This is a genomic window from Halorubrum salipaludis, assembly GCF_002286985.1.
Taxonomy (GTDB): Archaea; Halobacteriota; Halobacteria; order Halobacteriales; family Haloferacaceae; genus Halorubrum; species Halorubrum salipaludis.
Genome location: NZ_NSKC01000008.1, coordinates 144,911 through 163,070 on the forward strand (window position 1 = coordinate 144,911; position 18,160 = coordinate 163,070).

Consider the following 18,160-nt stretch of genomic DNA (forward strand, 5'->3'; position numbering starts at 1 on the left):
CTCTCGGGGCTCCAGCGTTGTAAGCGCTCGGGCGGGAGCCGCGCGCTCCCGTCGGATATCGCCGGAACGGGACCACTGAGGCGAACGGGCCGGGAGCCGGTCAGCCGAGCACGTCGTCGCCGGAGGCGCTCCCGGAGTGGCGGAGGTACTGGACCGCGATCCCGACGACGAAGGCCGCGGCGAACGCGGCGTTCGGGGGCGACGCCTGCTCGGCGAACGCCACGGGCTCGCCGGCGACGACCGCCCGCCAGACGGGGACGGCCATCGCCAGGAGCCCCGCGCCGAGCGCGACCAGCGACAGCGTGATCATGTAGTCGTAGTACCGCATCGCCAGCAGTCCGGCGACGGCGCCGACGACGACCGCGATCAGCAGGAACTGCTGGAACTCGGGCTGGGAGAGCAGCGACGACTGGATCGCCGCGTCGACCTCGACCGCGTCCAGCCCGGACGCCGACGGGTCGTAGAACTGCCGCAGGAGCGACTCGCCGGCGGTCATCACCAGCACGGCGAGCGTCGCAAAGACGAACGCCGCGATCGACACCGCGAACCGCGCCGCAAGCGGGATCAGGACGCGGCCGAGCACGGTGCCGATCAGCACGGCCGCCCCGGCCACGATCAGCCGCTCCCCGGCGGCCGGCGGAGCCGCCATGATCTCGGGGACGACCACCCACCCGACGAACCCGCCGACGATCGCGCCGCCGAGCCAGCTAATCCAGCCGAGCACGTGGTCTTTGAGGTCGTACGCGGCGACGACGAGCGCGGCGCCGACGAGGGTGTTCACGGCGAGCACCGCGAGAGATATCGGATCGGCAGTAATTGACATGCGTTGACAGCATCGGTCGATCGACTTAGTTCTCCGGATTCGGGCGATTCCACTGCCTCCCTCCGCACCGTTTATGCCGGCGGGCGACCGGATCCGTGGTATGCCGACTGCGGACCGCGAGACCGTGACCGGGCTCCCGCCGGGGATCGCTGACGCCCGCGAGGAGCTGACGCCGATGCTCTCGCAGTACGCCGACCTGTGTGCCGCCCACGAGGACGCCCTCGTGCTGTTCCAGGTCGGCGACTTCTACGAGGCGTTCTGCGAGGCGGCCGCGGCGGTCGCCCGCGTCTGCGAGGTGACGCTGACGGAGCGCTCCGACTCGACCGGCGACTACCCGATGGCCGGGATCCCCATCGACAACGCCGCGCCCTACCTCGAATCGCTGCTCAACGCGGGCTACCGCGTCGCCCTCGGCGACCAGGTCGAGGACGCCGAGCAGGCGTCCGGGCTCGTCGACCGCGCGGTCACCGAGGTGATCACCCCTGGGACGGTCGTCGAGGACGAGCTGCTGGAGGCCGGGACGACGAACTACGTCGCGGCGGTGGCGGGCGGAGGCGGGGAGGGGACCGACGGCACCGCCCCGGCGGCCGTCGGCCTCGCCGCCGTCGACGTCTCCACGGGCGAGTGCCTCGTCACCTCGGGCGACCGCGACGCGGTCGCGGAGGAGCTCGACCGGATCGCGCCCGCGGAGCTGATCGCGGAGCCGGACGCCCCCGCGTTCGAGCCGTCCGACGCCGAGCGCGGCTGGACGACCCACGCGTACGACCCCGGCGCCTTCGAGCGGCAGGCCGCGGCCGAGCGGTTAGAGCCGTACCTCCCGGCTCCCGACCGGCGGTTCGACGGCGACGCCGAGCTGCGGGCCGCGGGGGCGGTGCTCGCGTACGCCGAGTACACGCAGGGCGACGACGGCCCGCTCTCGTACGTGACCCGGATCCGGCGGTACGACCCCCGCGACCGGCTCCGGCTCGACGCCGCCGCCCAGCGCAGCCTGGAGCTGTTCGAGAACCGCGGGCTGGGCGCCAGCGACACCCTGTTCGACGCCCTCGACGAGACGAGCTGCGCGCTCGGCCGGCGGTGTTTAGAGCGCTGGCTCCGGCGCCCCCTCGTCGACGCCGACGCCATCCGGAGCCGCCACGACGCGGTCGGCGAGCTGGCCGACCGCACCCTCGTCCGCGAGGCGCTCGGCGACGCGCTCTCGGCCGCCTACGACCTCGAACGCCTCGTGGGCCGGATCTCCCGCGGCCGCGCCGACGCCCGCGACCTGCGCTCGCTGCACGCGACGCTCGCGGTCGTGCCGGAGCTGAAGGCGACGCTGGCGGGGGCGGACGGAGAGGATGTCGACGACGGCAGCGCCGACCGCCCCCGCACCGACCACCTCCGCGACCTCCGCGACCGCCTCGACGAGCTGACCGCGGTCCGCGAGCTGATCGACGACGCGATCGCCGCGAACCCCCCGCCCGAGATCACCGAGGGCGGCGTCATCCGCGAGGGGTTCGACGGCGACCTCGACGACCTCCGGGCCACCGAGCGCGAGGGGCGCGAGTGGGTCGCGGACCTGGAGGCGAGCGAGCGCGAGCGCACCGGGATCGACTCGCTGTCGGTCGGCCACAACCAGGTCCACGGCTACTACATCGAGGTGACCGACGCCAACCTCGACCGCGTCCCCGACGACTACCGCCGCCGACAGACGCTGAAGAACAGCGAGCGCTACTACACGCCGGAGCTGAAGGAGCGCGAAGAGGAGATCGTCGGCGCCGCGGAGCGCGCGGACGCCTTAGAGTACGAGCTGTTCGTGGACGTGCGCGAGCGCGTCGCGAGCGAGACGGAGCGGATACAGGACCTGGCGGACGCGATCGCCGAGCTCGACGCGCTCCGCTCGCTGGCGACCGTCGCCGTCGAGGGCGACTACGTCCGGCCGGAGATCGCCGACGACCCCGACGCCGGCGTCGAGATCGAGGGGGGCCGTCACCCGGTCGTCGAGCGCGCCGAGGAGTCGTTCGTCCCGAACGACGCGGACCTCCCCCGCGGGTCGATCGCGGTGATCACGGGCCCGAACATGAGCGGGAAGTCGACGTACATGCGCTCGGTCGCGCTCGCGGTCGTCCTGGCGCAGACCGGCTCGTTCGTCCCCGCGCAGGCGGCGTCGCTCCCGGTCTTCGACCGGCTGTTCACCCGCGTCGGCGCCTCCGACGACATCGCCGGCGGCCAGTCGACGTTCATGCGCGAGATGAGCGAGCTGACCGAGATCCTCCACGACGCCGGGACGGACTCGCTCGTCCTCCTGGACGAGGTGGGGCGCGGCACCGCCACGACCGACGGGCGCGCCATCGCCCGCGCCGCGGCCGAGTTCATCCACGACGAGCTGGGCGCGACCGCCCTGTTCGCCACGCACTACCACGACCTGACCGACCTCGCCGAGGAGCGCGAGCGCGCCTTCAACCTCCACTTCACGGCGACCCGCGAGGACGGCGACGTGACGTTCCTCCACCGGGTCGTCCCCGGCGCCTCCTCCTCCTCGTACGGCGTCGAGGTCGCGGAGCTCGCCGGGGTTCCGGCCCCCGTCGTGGACCGGTCCCGCGACCTCGTGGCCGCGGAGACGGGCGACGCGGCGGTGAGCGACGCGGAAGGCCGCGACACGGAGACGGACGGACCCGATCCCGCGGCCGACGGCGACCAGGGCGACGACGCGGACGCCTCGCTCCGGGAGTTCCTCGCGGAAGGGGACGAGAGGGAGGAAGCCGAATCGGCGGATGCGAGCGCTGCGACCGATAGCGACCCCGCGAACGACGGCGACCCGCAGACCGACCAGCCGACCAGTTCTGCGACCGATCTGACCGCCGCCCTCCGCGACCTCGACCTCGCGCGGATGACGCCGATCGAGGCGCTGAACGCCCTCCACGACCTCCAGTCGCGGGTCGACGATGACCGGTGAGGAGCGCGCCGACGGGGGGGCCGGCGACGGGAGCGACCCGGACCGCGTCCGCCGACTCGACCCCGCCACGGTCGACCGGATCGCCGCCGGCGAGGTGGTGACGCGCCCCGCCCGGGTCGTCGGCGAGCTGATCGACAACGCGCTCGACGCGGGCGCCTCGCGGGTGGAGATCGCGGTCGACGGCGACGGCACCGACCGGATCCGGGTCGCCGACGACGGCCACGGGATGGACCGCGAGGACGCCCGGCTCGCGGTCGAGCGGCACGCGACGAGCAAGCTCGCGCCCGACGGCGACCCGGTCGGCGTCGCGTCGTTGGGGTTCCGCGGCGAGGCGCTGGCGGCGATCGCCGAGGCCGCGCGGCTCGAACTCGTCACGGGCGACGGCGACGCAGTCGGGACGCGGGTGGTCGTCGACGGGACGGGGAGCGACCCCGATTCTGCGGAGCCGACCGTCACCGACGCCGGGCGCGCCCGCGGCACCACCGTCGTCGTCGAGGACCTGTTCGCGACCCGCCCCGCGCGCCGGGAGTCGCTCGCGGGGCCGGCGACCGAGTTCGCGCGGATTTCGTCGTTGGTCGCCGACTACGCGCTGGCGAACCCCCGCGTCGCGTTCACGCTGGAGCACGACGGGTCGCACACGCTGTCGACGCCGGGGTCCGGGGTCACGGAGGCGCTGCTGGGCGTGTACGACCGCGAGACTGCGAGCCGGTCGACCGAGGTCGCGGCGAGCGCCGAGATCGAGGGGGCGGGGGGCAGGGACGAATCCGTACCGATAGCCGTCGCCGGCGCCCTCGCGTACCCCTCGGTGACGCGGTCCTCGCGCGACCACGTCCGGGTCTCGGTGAACGGGCGACCGATCCGGAACGACCGGATCGCGGCCGCGGTCCGGGCGGGCTACGGGCGTCTGCTCCCCGACAGCCGGGAACCGGTGGCGGCCGTCGACGTCTCGCTGCCGCCCGCCCGCGTGGACCCGAACGTCCACCCGGCGAAGCGGGAGGTCGGGCTCCGCGACGCCGACGCGGTCGCCGACGCGGTCGAGTCGGTCGTCGCCGACGCGCTCACGGGGGCGGACCTCAGACGGAAGCGCGAGGTCGACACCGGGCTCGACGGGACGCTGGAGCCGGTCGGCGGCGACGAGGGGGAGCGGCCGGCGGCGTTCGCGGACGCGGAGCCGGTCGGGACCTTCCGGGACCTCTACGTGCTCGCCGAGGACGGTGACGAGCTACTAGTGATCGACGGACACGCCGCTCACGAGCGCGTGAACTACGAGCGGCTCGCCCGGGCGTTCGAGGGGGAGTCGGTGCCGACCGTCCCGCTCGACCCGCCGGCGACCGTGTCGCTGTCGGCCGACGAGGCCGCGGCCGCCGAGGCGCACGCCGACGCCCTCGCGGCGCTCGGCTTCGAGACGGAGCCGTTCGGCGGCGGGACCGTCAGGCTCCGGAGCGTTCCGGCGCCGTTCGGGCGGGCGGCCGACGCAGACGCGTTCCGCGACGCGCTCGCGGCGCTCTCGGACGTGGAGTCGGCCGGAACGGGGTCGGCGCGCGACGACCTGCTCGCGGACCTGGCGTGTCACCCGTCGCTGAAGCGGGGGGAGTTCGACGACCTCGACGACGGCGGCCTCCGCGACCTGCTCGACCGCCTCGGCGAGTGCGATCGGCCCTTCGCCTGTCCGCACGGCCGGCCGACGGTGCTGTCGGTCGACGAGGCGACGTTCGCGGCGGGGTTCGGCCGGGAGCGCTAAGGGACCGAGGCGCCGGTCCGGAGCCGCCTACGTGGGCCGGTCGCTCGCGCGGCCGCCGCCCGATCGCTCGTCGGCCTCCTCGTCGAACCGCTCCACGCGCTCGACGGTCTCCGCCGCCTCCGCCGTCTCGGGCGGGTAGGACACGGTCCGCTGCGGGTACGGGATGGATATCCCGGCGTCCGCGAAGCGGTCCTGTATCATCTCGACGGCGGTCGCCTTCGAGCGCCACCGCGCCTGCGGGGTCGGCGGCTCGATCCAGAAGCGGAGGTCGAGCAGGATCGCGGAGTCGCCGAAGCCGGAGGGGATCACGTACGGCTTCGGGTTGTTCGCGATGGTGTCGATCTCGGTCAGGACCTCCTCGGCGATCTCGCTGGCCTCGTCGGGGTCGTCGTCGTAGCCGATCCCGACCTCCATGTGGATCCGGAGCCGGCCCTCGCGGCTCCGGTTCGTGATCGCCTGGTTTGTGACCAGGTCGTTGGGCACGACGACGTACTCGCCGTCGAAGTTCCGCATGTGGGTGTTCATGATGGTGATCTCGGTAACGAACCCCTCCTCGTCGCCGATCTCCACCCAGTCGCCGATCTCGAAGGGGCGCGCGAACATCAGCACGAAGCCGGCGATGAGCGACCCGAGCGTCTGCCGGGCCGCCATCCCGAGGACGATCCCGAGGAAGCCGGCCCCGACGAGCAGCCCGCCGAGGTTCACGCCCCAGATCCCGAGGACGGTGATCCCCGCGATCACCAGCACGCCGACCTGCATGATCCGGCTGAGCAGCTGCTCCTGGTGGGCGGTGATGCGGTCGCTGTCGGCCGAGAGGTCCTCGACGTACTCCTCTAACACGTCGCTCGCCACGTAGGCCGCGCCGAGGAGCAGCGCGGAGAGGAGCGCCTGCGCGCCGACCGTGAGCATGTTCTCCGCGACCGGCAGCACCGCGACCACGACCGCGAACCGGCCCCACAGCGCCAGGATCGCGACGGCCGCGAGCGCGAACAGCGCGAGTTGGAGCAGTCCGACGAGCAGTCGCAGCGCGAACGAGACCGGGACCGCCTCCCGCATGGTCTCGATGGAGCTCTCGCCCCGCCCGTCGAGGAACCGTTCCACCCAGCCCGTCGCGACGCGCTCTCCGGCCCGGACGGCCCGCGGGAGGAGCAGCCATCCGACGGCGAGGGTCGCGAGCAGGATCCCGGCGGTCACCGCCAGGCGGGCCTCCGTGCTCGCGACGCTCCCCAGCAGCGCGTCGAGTCGCGTTCCCAGTTGTGCGGTCACTGTCCGACGATTTTCCCTCGCGGATAAAAATGGTCCCCTGTAACTATCGTCCGGGAGAACGGGACCGCGACGCCTCGGTCACCGCCCGCGACGCAGCTCCTCGATCAGCTGCTCGATGAGCGCAGACTGCCTGTCGAGCCGCTCCGCCTGCTGTTCGACGGTGTGGCGCAGCTCGGCCACCTCGGTCGCGAGGTCTTCGCCCTCGACGCCGGCGCTCTCGAACGGCGAGCCGTCGAAGGCGTCGGCCGGCTCGGTCGTCTCCGTCGCCTCACCCGCGTTCGCCCTCTCGGCGGCGTCGGTCGCCGCGATCTCCTCCGCCGTCGCCTCGCCCGCGGCGTCGCCCGCGAAGTCGGTCTCGGAGCCCGCCGCCGGGTCCGCGTCGACGACCGACTCGGTCGCCGACTCCGCGATCGGATCCTCGTCGAGCGGGTCGTCCGCGACGAGGTCATCACCGAGCGGGTCGTCCGCGACCGGATCGTCGCCGAGGGGATCGCCACCGACCGAGTCCGCGTCGGTCCCGTGACCGGCGGTCGAGTCCTCGATCGACTCCGCGTCGGGGGCTTCGGCGGGGTCCTCGACGACCGATCGGGAGTCTCCCCTCCCGCCGGACGCCGTCTCGGCTCCGGATGCGGTTCCAGCGTCCGGTTCCGTCCCCGAGACGGACCCCGCGTCCGGCGCCGACTCCCGCGGCTGCGAATCGCCGTCCGCCTCCTCCTCCGCGTCGGCGACCGGCGAGGCCGACAGCGGGTCGGGCCCCTCGCCGAAGTCGGTGGTGCCGCCGGCGTTTCCCGCGGGGTCCGCGGCCGCGCCGTCCTCGTCGTCGGCGACGGTCACGCGGAACTCCTCTAAGCTGTCGACGCCGTGGTACGAGCAGACGGCGTCGACGAGCGTCTCCCGGACAGCCCGCGCGGACTCGTTGGGGGCCTTGAACCGCTCCGAACGCCCGGCGTGGGTCAGCACGACCGCGGTGGCGACGGTCCCCTCCTCGAAGTCGAGGTCGGTGAGGTCGGCGTAGGCGAACTCCTCGAACTCCTCGTCCCAGACCGCGGAGCCGACGTGTTTGACCAGCCGCTCGCTGGTGACGACCAGGGTGAGCTCGGAGAAGCGGAAGGTCCGGACGACGGACTCGCCGGGGTCGGTAACGCCCGTCGCGGAGAGGACGCCAGCGAGGATCGGGTGGAGGACGTCGTCGACGCGCTTGGCCGGCACCGAGATCGTCTCGTCGCCGTCGAGGCCGTAACCGAGGGTGAGTTTCGCCTTGCGGCGACCCGTCGAGACCGCGATGCGCTCGACGTCGTGGGAGTACTCCGCGACCGACTCGTCCGACAGCAGACCGTCGCCGCGATAGACGAGCGTGCGCGTCGGCGTGACCGCGAGGCGGTCGTCTCCCCCGAGCGGGACCTCGGCCACGACCTCCTCGTCGCCGACGGTCCCCGCGAGCAGTTCGGGAAGGCTCATATCCCGGAGATCCGCCCCGTCGGCCATAAATCCGCGGGGTCCGCGTCGGCAACGGTCGCGGAGGGGCGGTCGCGGAGCGATCGAGGGTGACCGTCGCCGCCTCTGTTACGGGTTCGCAACCTTCCGACGGATGGGAAGGTTAAAGGGTTTCATCGCGGTACGGAACAGTGAGGCCGGGTGGCTTAGCTGGACATAGCGCCGCACTCATAGGGTTCGGAGATTCGGTGCGGTGACGCCTTGGAAGCGTCCGCGTCCTTCCCGTGGCTCCGCCGAGCCTCGGACCTGGGACATGCGGAGATCGTGGGTTCGGAGCCCACCCCGGCCACTCAGTTTTACACCTCGTTTCCCGTGGCGAGCCGCGCTGCCCGTCGACGGCGACACCGGGATCCGCGGCCCCTCACGTCAGCGCAGCCTGATCGCCGACAACACCGCCATAATGACCGGAAACACGGCGAAGAAGGCGATCACGCCGGCGAACGTTCGCAGGGCGATGAGCGTCGCGTCGCGCCAACCGAGACCCGAGAGACTGCCGTCGGAGAAGAGGATCACCGCGGTCACGGAGCAGAAGGCGAGCGTCCACAGCGCCGCCCCGACTCGGCGGAGGTCCCCCTCGTCGACGCTCGCGGCGGGGCCGGTGACCGGGTCACCACCGTGGGACGGCGGGTCGCGCATATGCGATTGTTATTCTCAAGTGACATATACTGTTTCGTTTATTAACACAATCGGGGCCCGGATCCATCTCCGATCGGCGCGTGTGGTCGAAACGCCTACGGGTCCCGGCCGCGACGGCGACCGTATGCAAGCCCGCGACCTGATGGAGTCCGACGTGAAGACGGTCTCGTCAGACGACGACGTGGCCGCCGTGTTCAAGAAGTTCGCTCGGTACGAGTTCAGCGGCTTCCCCGTCGTCGACGACGCGGACCGAGTCGTCGGGGTCGTCACCGAGTCGGACCTCGTCGACCTGTTCGAGCCGGACGACGAGACGCTGTGGATCCCGATCGGGCTCCCTCCGTTCGTCGACACCCTCACCTATCAGGTGAAGCCGCCGTGGGCCGACCTCGACTTGGGCGTCGACATGGTCCGGAACGCGGACAAGCCGATCTCCGACGTGATGAGCACCGGCGTGGCGACGGTGACGCCCGACACCGACGTGAACGAGGTCCTCGACCTGCTCGCCGGCGACGACCCGGACATCAACCGCGTTCCGGTCGTCGACGGCGACGATCGGATCGTCGGGATCATCGCCCGGCAGGACGTTGTCCGGGCGTTCCGCGATAAGCGGCTGTCGTAAGATCGGTTGGAGAGTGGATCGGCGGTGAAGATCTCCGAAGCCCCAGCCGCTCGCTTATAAATCGTTGACTGTGGATCGACGGTAAACATCTCCAAAGCCCCAGCCGCGAGGACTCGGTGCGCTCGCTGCGGTCCTCGTCGCTCGCTTCGCTCGCTCCTGTGGTCCTTGCGTCGCGCGCCGTCGTCCTCGCGACTGCCCCTTTGAGTCCCACCCGCACAGCGACCGCACCTCACGCCTCCCCAGCCTCGTCGCTGGCGCCTTATAAGGCGCCAGCGACTCCCTCGCGCGTGCTTCTCGGCCGCGAGGCGGCCTCGAAGGCACGCGCCACCGCTTCGGATTTGGTTCAGGGATCGACACGAACCAGCCACGCCGCGGGGTCGTCGAGTTCGGCGCGCGTCGGGAGGTTCTCCGGGCGCTCCCAGACCGCCCCGGCCGCCTCGATCCCGCGAGCGTCGGCGACCTCGCGGAAGAAGGCGGCGCCCTGCTCGTACTGCCGGCGCTTCAGTCCCAGCCCGAGCAGCCGGCGCGCGAGGCGCTGGATCGGGCCGCCGCCGCCCCGACGCTCGTCGAGCTTCCGACGGAGGTCGGCGTATTCGCCGTCGAACGCGCGGTCCATCAGCACCTCGGCGTACCCCTCGACCGCCGTCATCGCCGCCTGCAACTCGGCGAACGGCTCGGTGTCGAGCGCGTCGACCGGCAGCCCGCCCGCGGTCAGCCCGCCGCCGTCGAGCCCACCGTCGCCGGTGAGCCCCTCGATCCCGCGTTCGACCCGCGATTCGAGGTACTCGGGGAGCCACGGCGCCGCGCCGAACTCCGCCGCGTGCGTCACCTCGTGGAAGGCGATCCAGCGTCTGAACCGCGGGAACTCCACGTTCAGCGAGTCCGCGACCGCGACGATGTTCGGGTGGACGAAGTAGAGCCCGTGGTCGGCGTCGGGCTCGTCGGCCAACAGGAGCGGGTCGTACTGACCGAGCACGTTGCGCGCGAGGAAGCCGAGCGTGAACGCCATCGACCCGGTGTTGGCGATCCGCGAGAGGTCCCGCCCGAACCCCCGCGTGAGATCGCCGGTCGAGAGGTCGACGGGACCTCCGGTCGGTTCGACGATTCCGTCGGCCGTGTCGCCGATTCCGTCGGTCACGCCGGTCGATCCCTCGTCGCGTCCGGTCGCGGCCGCCTCGATCGGCGCCATCACGTTCCGGAACGTGTCGACGCTGGCGTCGATCCAGTGGTGGCGGTTCTGCACCTCGATGGCGTTGGGCACGTCGAACTCGATCCCAGCCACCTCGCGGAGGCGGGCGCGCGCGTCGCGCACGTCGGTCGCGTACCCCGCCCGGTCCGCGTCGGTGAGCGCGAGCGATCCGGGGTCGGTGCCGGCCTTCGCGGCCGCCGCAGCCCGCTCCCAGTCGACGACGCCCGGTCCGCTGGCCTCGGAGACGGTCCGGAGGCTTCGGAGGATGTCCATACGGACCGGAGGGGTGCGCGCCTCAAGTCCCTTGTGTCGGTGACGGCGCCGCGCCCTCGCGGTGTCCAGTCGGCCGGTATCGGCGGTTTCTTGCCGACCGCCGGACAGCCACGCGTATGCGCGACTCACAGAGAGCGTTCCTCGAGGACCTGCTCGCGACCGCCAGCCCCTCCGGGTTCGAGACGCCGAGCCAGCGGGTCTGGACCGACTACGTCCGCGGCTTCGCCGACGAGGTCTCCGTCGACGCCTACGGCAACGCCGTCGCCGTCCACGAGGGCGACCCGGACGCGCCCACAATCGCCCTGACGGGCCACGCCGACGAGATCGGCTTCATCGTCCGCGACGTGCTCGACGACGGCTTCCTCCGGATCTCCCGGATCGGCGGCTCCGACCGCACCGTCTCGAAGGGCCAGCACGTCACCGTCCACGCCGACGAGCCCGTCCAGGGCGTGATCGGCCAGACCGCGATCCACCTGCGCGACCCCTCGGAGGACGAGTACGAGGAGATCGCCGGGCAGTTCGTCGACATCGGGAGGGCCGACGCCGAGGAGGCCCGCGAACACGTCGAGGTCGGCGACCCCGTCACCTTCTCCACGGGGATCGAAGAGCTCGTCGGCGACCGGATCGCCGCACGCGGGATCGACAACCGGACCGGCACGTGGGCGGCCGCCGAGGGGCTCCGCCGCGCCGCCGAGCGCGACGCCGACGCCACCGTCTACGCCGTCTCCACGGTACAGGAGGAGGTCGGTCTCAAGGGCGCGCAGATGGTCGGCGTCGACCTCGACGCGGTGGACGCGTTCGTCGCGGTCGACGTCACCCACGCCACCGACAACCCCGACGTCGACGGCGAGCACCGCGGCCCGGTCGAGCTCGGCGCCGGCCCCGTGATCGCCCGCGGCAGCGCGAACCACCCCGTCCTCGTCGACCTCGCGCGCGGCGCCGCGGCCGAGGACGACATCGACGTGCAGCTGCAGGCGGCGGGCTCCCGGACCGGCACCGACGCCGACGCGTTCTACACCGCCCGCGGCGGCGTCCCGTCGCTCAACGTCTCGATCCCGAACCGCTACATGCACACGCCGGTCGAGGTGGTCGACACCGGCGACCTCGACGCCGTCGCCGACCTCCTCGCCGCGATCGCCGGCGGCGCGGCCGACGCCGCCCCGTTCGCGGTCGACGTGTGACTCCGACGCGTGACTGCGACGCGACTTCCGCGTTTCGACGACGGCAGCGAGACGGGTGCCCACGGTAAACCGGGACACGGCGGGGTCGAAACGGAACAGTTTTACAATATCCTGCCCTACCCGTGAATGCGTCGAACGGACGCGCTCTGGTGGTGTAGTCCGGCCAATCATATTGCCCTCTCACGGCAATGACCTGGGTTCGAATCCCAGCCGGAGCATCCCAATCCGACGCATTCTCTCGGTTTTCGTGGTGAGCTAACCAGAGGTGGGTTCGCGTGGAACTGATACGTCGGCCCGCGATCGCTACGGATGTACAGTGTCGGGTTAGAACAGATCGGCCGTCAGACCGGAGCCGTCAGCGTCGAACGGGCCGATAGTTGCCACTGCGGCCGCACCAGCCGTATTCCCGATCGTCGCTAACTCCTCAAGATCCGAGATACCGTCGCCCCGTGCGGCGAGGACTGCACCAGCGAACGCGTCACCAGCTCCGGCCGTGGTAGCGACCGTCGCCGATGGCGGAGTCGCAGTTTCCTGTTCAGTAATCTCACCGTCATCCACGGTCAATGCGGTCGTCTCTGCCGGCCCGTCCGTAATGAACACCATCGCCGAGTGGTTCGGCGGAAGCAGTTCGAGTATGCCCTCAGGTGTGCGATCAACACCTGCCACCGCGAGGTCGTCTGTTCCGGCGAAGATCAGATCACAGTGCTGTAATATGTCCCTGAGAGCCTGGTGATAGGCGTCAGGAGTGGCCCACTGGTTTGTGCGTCCGTTCAGATCGAACGAGACGCGAGTCCCGCTTTCCGCGGCCGCCTCGGCGAGCCGTCGAACCGCAGCCTGGTTCACCGCAGTCGGCAACGTGACGCCTTCCAGATGGATCCACTCGTAGGGAGCCACTAGTGTCGCCGGATCGGCGGACGGGGTGAAACCGTAGCAACTCCCGGCCACCCAGGCGTTCCACTGTTCGTCGTCTTCCGTGGGGACGTACAGCGTGAGCGGTGATGCCGCGTTGACCCGCGTCACGTGTGTCGTGTCCACTGGGCCGTCCGTGAGGTGCTGGGCGGCCAGCTCTCCCATGGCGTCGGTTCCGATATTCGTCACGAGGCTGGTCTCGCTGCCGAGCGAGGCCGCCCATCGTGCGACGTTCGTCGCCGTCCCGCCGATGTGCCACTCAAACTGGCTTCCGGGTGTGATCGATGTCTCGTCCACCGGATAGAGATCGATCGTCGTATCGCCAACGACCAATACACCCTGTTGATTATCGCTCATCGGTTTTCCGCCGGTAGGTGTTCGATATCCTCCGCAAACCAATCTTCGGCTGACTGTCTGTGGTTCGTCACGGATCGGTGGGAGCCCCGTCAAGTGAGGAAGTGAGATGCTGTCGTACCTGCAGGCCTGTGTGAAACCGAGAGAGGATATCGGACTGATGAGTTGCGCATGCGAGTACCGCCAGCCCACCGTTCCCGACTGGGACGATCCGTTGGTGTGACTTGTGCGGTTCGTGACGACAACTCGGACAATTCACTCCGCCGGCCGGCCGGTGATCGAGAAGTTCGGCGCGACCTTCAGTCGCAAGCCCACAGAGAGAGCAGAACTCTTCGAGGTGGTTGTCACACCCGACGAGCGGGATCGTAAATTGGTCAAGCAGCAGGAACGAGACGCTTTCTCTTCCTGGGGATTGAAGCGCAGATTCGCAAGCGGCACACTGTGTGAATGGATTCCTGTGGGGGGAATCTGGCACTGGTTGGAGAGGGGCTCCGTTGTCCATACTCAAGATATATCTCCAATTGATGGGCCACGCCGGTAAGTTACGGGGAATCGGGTTCCTGACCCTGACTTCACCACCGACCGCTGACATCACCGCCGTTCGATGTCAGTTGACGTCGATGATTTTGATGTCGAACTGCACTGTGGAAATACTCAACAGTTGATGGTTTCACATACCCAATTGCTCAATACAGGTGAACGATGTAGCGCAGTGGATCGGAATCTATCTGATCCTTGGTAAGAACACCGTGCAAGATATAGAGTATGAGTTCAGCACGAGGCCATAGTCAGCTATGCGTTCAGATTCAGTCTCATCGTCCGGGCGAATCTAAGGCGCGATTACAGAATCTCGTGGGCAAGAGTTCATCAAAACAGAGCGTGAAGAGTTAGTGGCGGCCTTAACGAAGAATACTGAGTTCGCCTTCACCGAGACCGTCAAGTGCTTTCCCAAGTCCACGACTTAGAGCGAGGAAGTCTGCTTCCTCGGAATGGGGAGATACTGTATAGTCAAGAGCAGTCTGGGGGTTTTTCAGCCACCCTTGGAAGTCATCTGGCAATTCACTCCGAGGGAACTTTCGAGGTACATCCATCCACTCAACCTCACGAGTGTGGGGGTAGCCGTACTCGTCGTTGAAGTGTCCGTCCCAGTCGTATTCGTATGAATCCTTCAGGTAGCCAATTGAATCAACGGTGTTCCGTCCGAGGTAGAGGAATAGTGGAGTGCCAACTGGCCAATCACGAAACCGAATGATTTGCTCGGCAGCGTTCTTGGCTCGGCCCTCTTTAATCCCCTTCTCTTCATACATCGCCTTTAGTTCGGTCGATTCAAGTCCACGAATGTCTGCAGTATCGGTTTCGCCGTCGAACGGCGTTCCCTCACGGAACATGAATCCAATAGCTACCTTGTTTTTCTCTCTGCAATCATCCGCGAACTGGTATCGGCGTGAAAAATCAGCACCTTCCGTACTGTCCTTCCAGTGACCGGCTGTGACCTTGGCAAGCTTCATACACTCCATCCATTATCTTACTTGGACTAAAGTGTTTCTGTTTGATACCAGTTGATATGGGATAATTTGGGTTGTTCTAAGGGCAATAGGCATACTGAACAAGCTATAGACCAACCAGTGACCGATTCGCGCCCTACATCTTGTACGGCGCTCTGAACATCCTCTGAAACTGGTAGGACTTACAGCAGTCAATTCGCAGTTCTCACCGACCAGCTGTTTCAGGAGAGAATATGTCTGAAGAATTGGATTTCAACAAAGCCTGTCGAACGTCAGCGTTTCGCCAGTGAGCCGGAGGTTAATTGTCATACGAACACGAGAAACACTACACGAGAAGTCTGTTGTATCGAGAGAGCTGTCACTGCCGCGTCAGCTATTTGATCGTTCAGAGCGATACTCCGATATCTCATCGGACACCTCTGCGGACGACCTAGATGGTTCACCGGAGGCAGGCGACTCGAACAGTACGGACGACGCCTCCGACCGGCTCGTCACCCGCCGGCGGCTCCTGCTCGGCGTCGCTGGGGGTATTGGGCTCCTCGGGGGCAGCGGACTCTACGTCGCACGATCGCTCGACGGCGACTTCGGCGGGTACGACGCGCCGGAGACGCAGCCGATGGTGACGACCCGTGGACGCCTCGACGCGGACGACCCGACGGAGCGAGTGGGCTCGTGGGACTTCGACGAGGCTGACGCGGTGGTCCTGTACGTTCACGGCCTCGGCGCGGACGCCGAATCGGCCCGCGATCAGGCGTACACTGCCCAGTTGGGGCTTACAGCGGCGACGGGGCGCGCCGCGGAATCCGACGGCCCACCAGTGATCGGCTACTCGTGGGCGTCGAACGTCGACTGGGAGCCAGCAAAACAGACCGCGGACGCCAACGGTGCCCCGCTCGCTGACTGGCTGTCGGCGTGGGCTGATGACGACGGGCGACCGATCTACCTGTTCGCCCACTCTCTCGGTGCCCGCGTGACAGGGGCAACGCTCCGCGAACTCGCTGAACGCGGGCAGACAGATGTCCTCGCTTCGGTGTCACTGTTCGGCGGGGCGATTCCGAACGATAGCGTCGCTGTTGACGGCCGATACGGTCCGGCCATCGCGGCGGTCGACGCCCCCGTCTTCAACTTCCACAGCCGGAACGACCGCGTCCTGAGCTGGGTGTATCGCGCGTCGGACCGGACTCGCGCGGTCGGCCACGGGGGGCTCGCGTCGTCGTCGTCGGCCGCACCGGCCAGCTACACGGACGTCGAGGTCACCGATTTGGTCGCCGACCACTATTCCTATCTCGAGCCTGAGGAGGGATGTCTGCCGCGGGCAGTCGGCCAAATTGGATTCGAGTGAGTCAGTAGGTCAGATCGACTTAAGGGCCTCCCAGTCGCTTCGACCTTGATCTCCGTGTCCCGAGCTCGTGAGGCAGACGCCTCGCTAAACTGATTTGGGTATTGAGGTTGGTACGCGACCTCGACGATAATGCTGGTTCTGATGACCGGCGATCGCCAACGAGTTTAACCAACAGTGCGCTGTACTCCGCGGTTCTGTTGGTTAAGGTTAGTGGGACTCAGTTTCGTCTGTCTCAACCCGGCCGTGTCGTTCATCGATCTCATCGAGCATATCGAGTGTTTTGCGGATCGACGCCCGAACCGCGTCGCTTCGGTTGACGAATTTTCCCTCGTCACCGACGTGCTCGTCGAGGTCATCAAGCAATTCCTGGGGAATCTCGACGCTGACCTTCGGCATACGCTCGTGTTCACAGAGGAATACTTCAGCGTGTCGCACAGTACACCGGACTCGTTTGGCGGCCTCAATATGCACGCTCCATAGCGGTCGATAAGACCGAACACCATTACCGGTCCAACACCTCGGAAGCAGGTCAGATCCCACCGACGGTGGCGAGGAGTCCAAGCAGTACCAATACAACAAACGCGACTGCGCCGACGGCGAGCGGCGTGTTCTCCATGGCTTTCTCGTAGAACGGCATCGCGTTGTAGTGGTCTCGGAACGCGTCTCGGTTCGTCTCGTCGTAGAAGTACTTGGTTTTGAGTGCGAACCGCTCGGTCACCGCACAGCCGGTACAGACTGGTGTTCCTTCCAACCGCTCGGTTTTGATGTGCGAGTCGCAGTTGATACTCCCGCAGTTCGTACAGAACGTGTAGGTGGCGTCCGTTCCGGCAGTGTCACAGTGAATGCACTGGTGGATGCCGTCTTCCTTGGTGACGCGTGAGGGCCCGGCCGCGAAATACTCGTACGGGTACGAGTACTCCCCGAGCTCGGTCGTGTGCCGGACCTGTGGTAGATACACCGGTTCGATCGATTGGACGGACACGTCGGAGCGGTTCGGTTCGCAGGTTTTGGTGTACGTGACGTTGTTATCGCCCGTGTAGGAGACGGTCGTCGTGTGGTGATCGCGGAGCCGTTCGACCGCCCACTCCTTGTACTCAGTCTGGGTCTGCCCGAACCGACGCTCCTCGATCGCATCGAACTCGGTCTCGAATCGATCCGCATCGAGGGCAATCGTCGCGTTGAGATTCTCCACCACGAGATTCGACACGTCACTCGACGCGGTGCGTGGCTGGCCGCGCTCTGCGTGGACGACGAACCGGGATCGGTCGTTGATTCGATGAACAACGCCAACCGACGTCTCGAAGACCGCGTTCGTGTCCGCCATCACGGTGACGACCGGTCGAAACGTGACTTCCGAGTACGGGTCGGGAAGGTCTGCGGAATCGATGTTGTCGATGTCGCGGAACGCCGCCGTGACGGGGGCAGCCACTGTCGTCGCCGGATCGTACGGGCGGAGCGTCTCGTCGCACAGGATTTCGATCCGGCCGTTGTAGAGGTTGAGTCCGATATCGTCGGCAATCTCACGGAGGTCTTCCCCGTCGATCAGTTCGATCGGATACGGATCGCCGTTTGCTCGGAGTCGCTCGGCGTACTCTATCGCTGGCCCAGTGAACCGGCCAGTCGTCGCCACCATGCCGCGCTTCGGCCCGTCGAACTCGAACGTCGCGACCGCCGAGTGCAGCTTCTGGACGATCGGCCGCCCGACCGTGTCCGTGTGCTTACACTCGACGACGACCCCGCGGCGCGTGCCGTCGACGACCTCCTCCATCAGGATGTCCCGCCCCTCGTCGGCCGTCCGCTCCGCCTGCCGCACGTTCTCGTACCCGAGGTTCCGGAACACGTCCTCCATCACGTCCTCGAACTCGAACCCGGTGAGATCGTCCAGGACAGGCATGG

General features: G+C 68.0%; 14 protein-coding genes and 2 tRNA genes. 7 read left to right on the top strand and 9 right to left on the bottom strand.

Features of this window, described 5'->3' with window-relative positions:
* Positions 1–100 precede the first annotated feature (100 nt).
* The gene (locus CK500_RS12320) at positions 101–823 is read right to left on the bottom strand and encodes a hypothetical protein (RefSeq protein ID WP_233139158.1); all 723 of its coding nucleotides are present in this window, start codon (positions 821–823) and stop codon (positions 101–103) included.
* A gap of 100 nt (positions 824–923) precedes the next feature.
* Here CK500_RS12320 and mutS point away from each other — a divergent pair, with 100 nt between their 5' ends.
* Both mutS and mutL read left to right on the top strand, forming a co-directional pair.
* The gene (mutS, locus tag CK500_RS12325; RefSeq protein ID WP_095637520.1) at positions 924–3,755 is read left to right on the top strand and encodes a DNA mismatch repair protein MutS; all 2,832 of its coding nucleotides are present in this window, start codon (positions 924–926) and stop codon (positions 3,753–3,755) included.
* Positions 3,745–5,496: a DNA mismatch repair endonuclease MutL gene (gene mutL, locus CK500_RS12330; protein ID WP_095637521.1), complete on the top strand. Its 1,752-nt coding sequence runs from the start codon at positions 3,745–3,747 to the stop codon at positions 5,494–5,496. The genes mutS and mutL overlap by 11 nt, the downstream gene beginning before the upstream one ends.
* 27 nt (positions 5,497–5,523) lie before the next feature.
* Here mutL and CK500_RS12335 read toward each other — a convergent pair whose 3' ends face one another.
* Positions 5,524–6,762, bottom strand: a complete 1,239-nt coding sequence (locus CK500_RS12335; protein ID WP_198951559.1) for a mechanosensitive ion channel family protein — start codon at positions 6,760–6,762, stop codon at positions 5,524–5,526.
* A 78-nt stretch (positions 6,763–6,840) separates the two neighbouring features.
* Positions 6,841–8,220, bottom strand: a complete 1,380-nt coding sequence (locus CK500_RS12340; protein ID WP_095637522.1) for a DUF7115 domain-containing protein — start codon at positions 8,218–8,220, stop codon at positions 6,841–6,843.
* A gap of 171 nt (positions 8,221–8,391) precedes the next feature.
* Between CK500_RS12340 and CK500_RS12345 the strand changes: the two genes are divergently transcribed.
* Positions 8,392–8,545: transfer RNA gene (locus tag CK500_RS12345), tRNA-Met, on the top strand.
* A gap of 77 nt (positions 8,546–8,622) precedes the next feature.
* On the opposite strand, the gene CK500_RS12350 is transcribed toward CK500_RS12345, so the two are convergent.
* A complete protein-coding gene (locus CK500_RS12350; protein ID WP_095637523.1) occupies positions 8,623–8,892 on the bottom strand; it encodes a hypothetical protein in 270 nt (89 codons plus the stop codon).
* A 124-nt stretch (positions 8,893–9,016) separates the two neighbouring features.
* On the opposite strand from CK500_RS12350, the gene CK500_RS12355 reads away from it, so the two are divergent.
* Complete coding sequence (locus tag CK500_RS12355) at positions 9,017–9,511, top strand: CBS domain-containing protein (protein WP_095637524.1); 495 nt, start codon at positions 9,017–9,019, stop codon at positions 9,509–9,511.
* Between the two features lie 343 nt (positions 9,512–9,854).
* Here CK500_RS12355 and CK500_RS12360 read toward each other — a convergent pair whose 3' ends face one another.
* Entirely contained in the window at positions 9,855–10,973 is a 1,119-nt protein-coding gene (locus CK500_RS12360; RefSeq protein ID WP_095637525.1) for a zinc-dependent metalloprotease, read from the bottom strand.
* Positions 10,974–11,089: 116 nt separating this feature from the next.
* Here CK500_RS12360 and CK500_RS12365 point away from each other — a divergent pair, with 116 nt between their 5' ends.
* Positions 11,090–12,154 (top strand): M20/M25/M40 family metallo-hydrolase, encoded by a 1,065-nt coding sequence (locus CK500_RS12365; RefSeq protein ID WP_095637526.1) that lies wholly within the window; start codon positions 11,090–11,092, stop codon positions 12,152–12,154.
* A gap of 143 nt (positions 12,155–12,297) precedes the next feature.
* Positions 12,298–12,372, top strand: a tRNA-Glu gene (locus CK500_RS12370).
* A 106-nt stretch (positions 12,373–12,478) separates the two neighbouring features.
* Here CK500_RS12370 and CK500_RS12375 read toward each other — a convergent pair.
* The gene (locus CK500_RS12375; RefSeq protein ID WP_095637527.1) at positions 12,479–13,420 is read right to left on the bottom strand and encodes a carbohydrate kinase family protein; all 942 of its coding nucleotides are present in this window, start codon (positions 13,418–13,420) and stop codon (positions 12,479–12,481) included.
* An 896-nt stretch (positions 13,421–14,316) separates the two neighbouring features.
* A complete protein-coding gene (locus CK500_RS16895) occupies positions 14,317–14,925 on the bottom strand; it encodes a hypothetical protein (protein ID WP_144049557.1) in 609 nt (202 codons plus the stop codon).
* A gap of 613 nt (positions 14,926–15,538) precedes the next feature.
* On the opposite strand from CK500_RS16895, the gene CK500_RS12385 reads away from it, so the two are divergent.
* Positions 15,539–16,264 (top strand): DUF726 domain-containing protein, encoded by a 726-nt coding sequence (locus tag CK500_RS12385; protein WP_095637668.1) that lies wholly within the window; start codon positions 15,539–15,541, stop codon positions 16,262–16,264.
* A 207-nt stretch (positions 16,265–16,471) separates the two neighbouring features.
* Here CK500_RS12385 and CK500_RS12390 read toward each other — a convergent pair whose 3' ends face one another.
* Together CK500_RS12390 and CK500_RS12395 are read right to left on the bottom strand one after the other, a co-directional pair.
* On the bottom strand, positions 16,472–16,660 hold the full coding sequence (locus CK500_RS12390) for a ribbon-helix-helix domain-containing protein (RefSeq protein ID WP_095637529.1): 189 nt from the start codon (positions 16,658–16,660) through the stop codon (positions 16,472–16,474).
* Positions 16,661–16,793: 133 nt separating this feature from the next.
* The gene (locus CK500_RS12395) at positions 16,794–18,158 is read right to left on the bottom strand and encodes a restriction endonuclease (RefSeq protein WP_095637530.1); all 1,365 of its coding nucleotides are present in this window, start codon (positions 18,156–18,158) and stop codon (positions 16,794–16,796) included.
* Positions 18,159–18,160 lie beyond the last annotated feature (2 nt).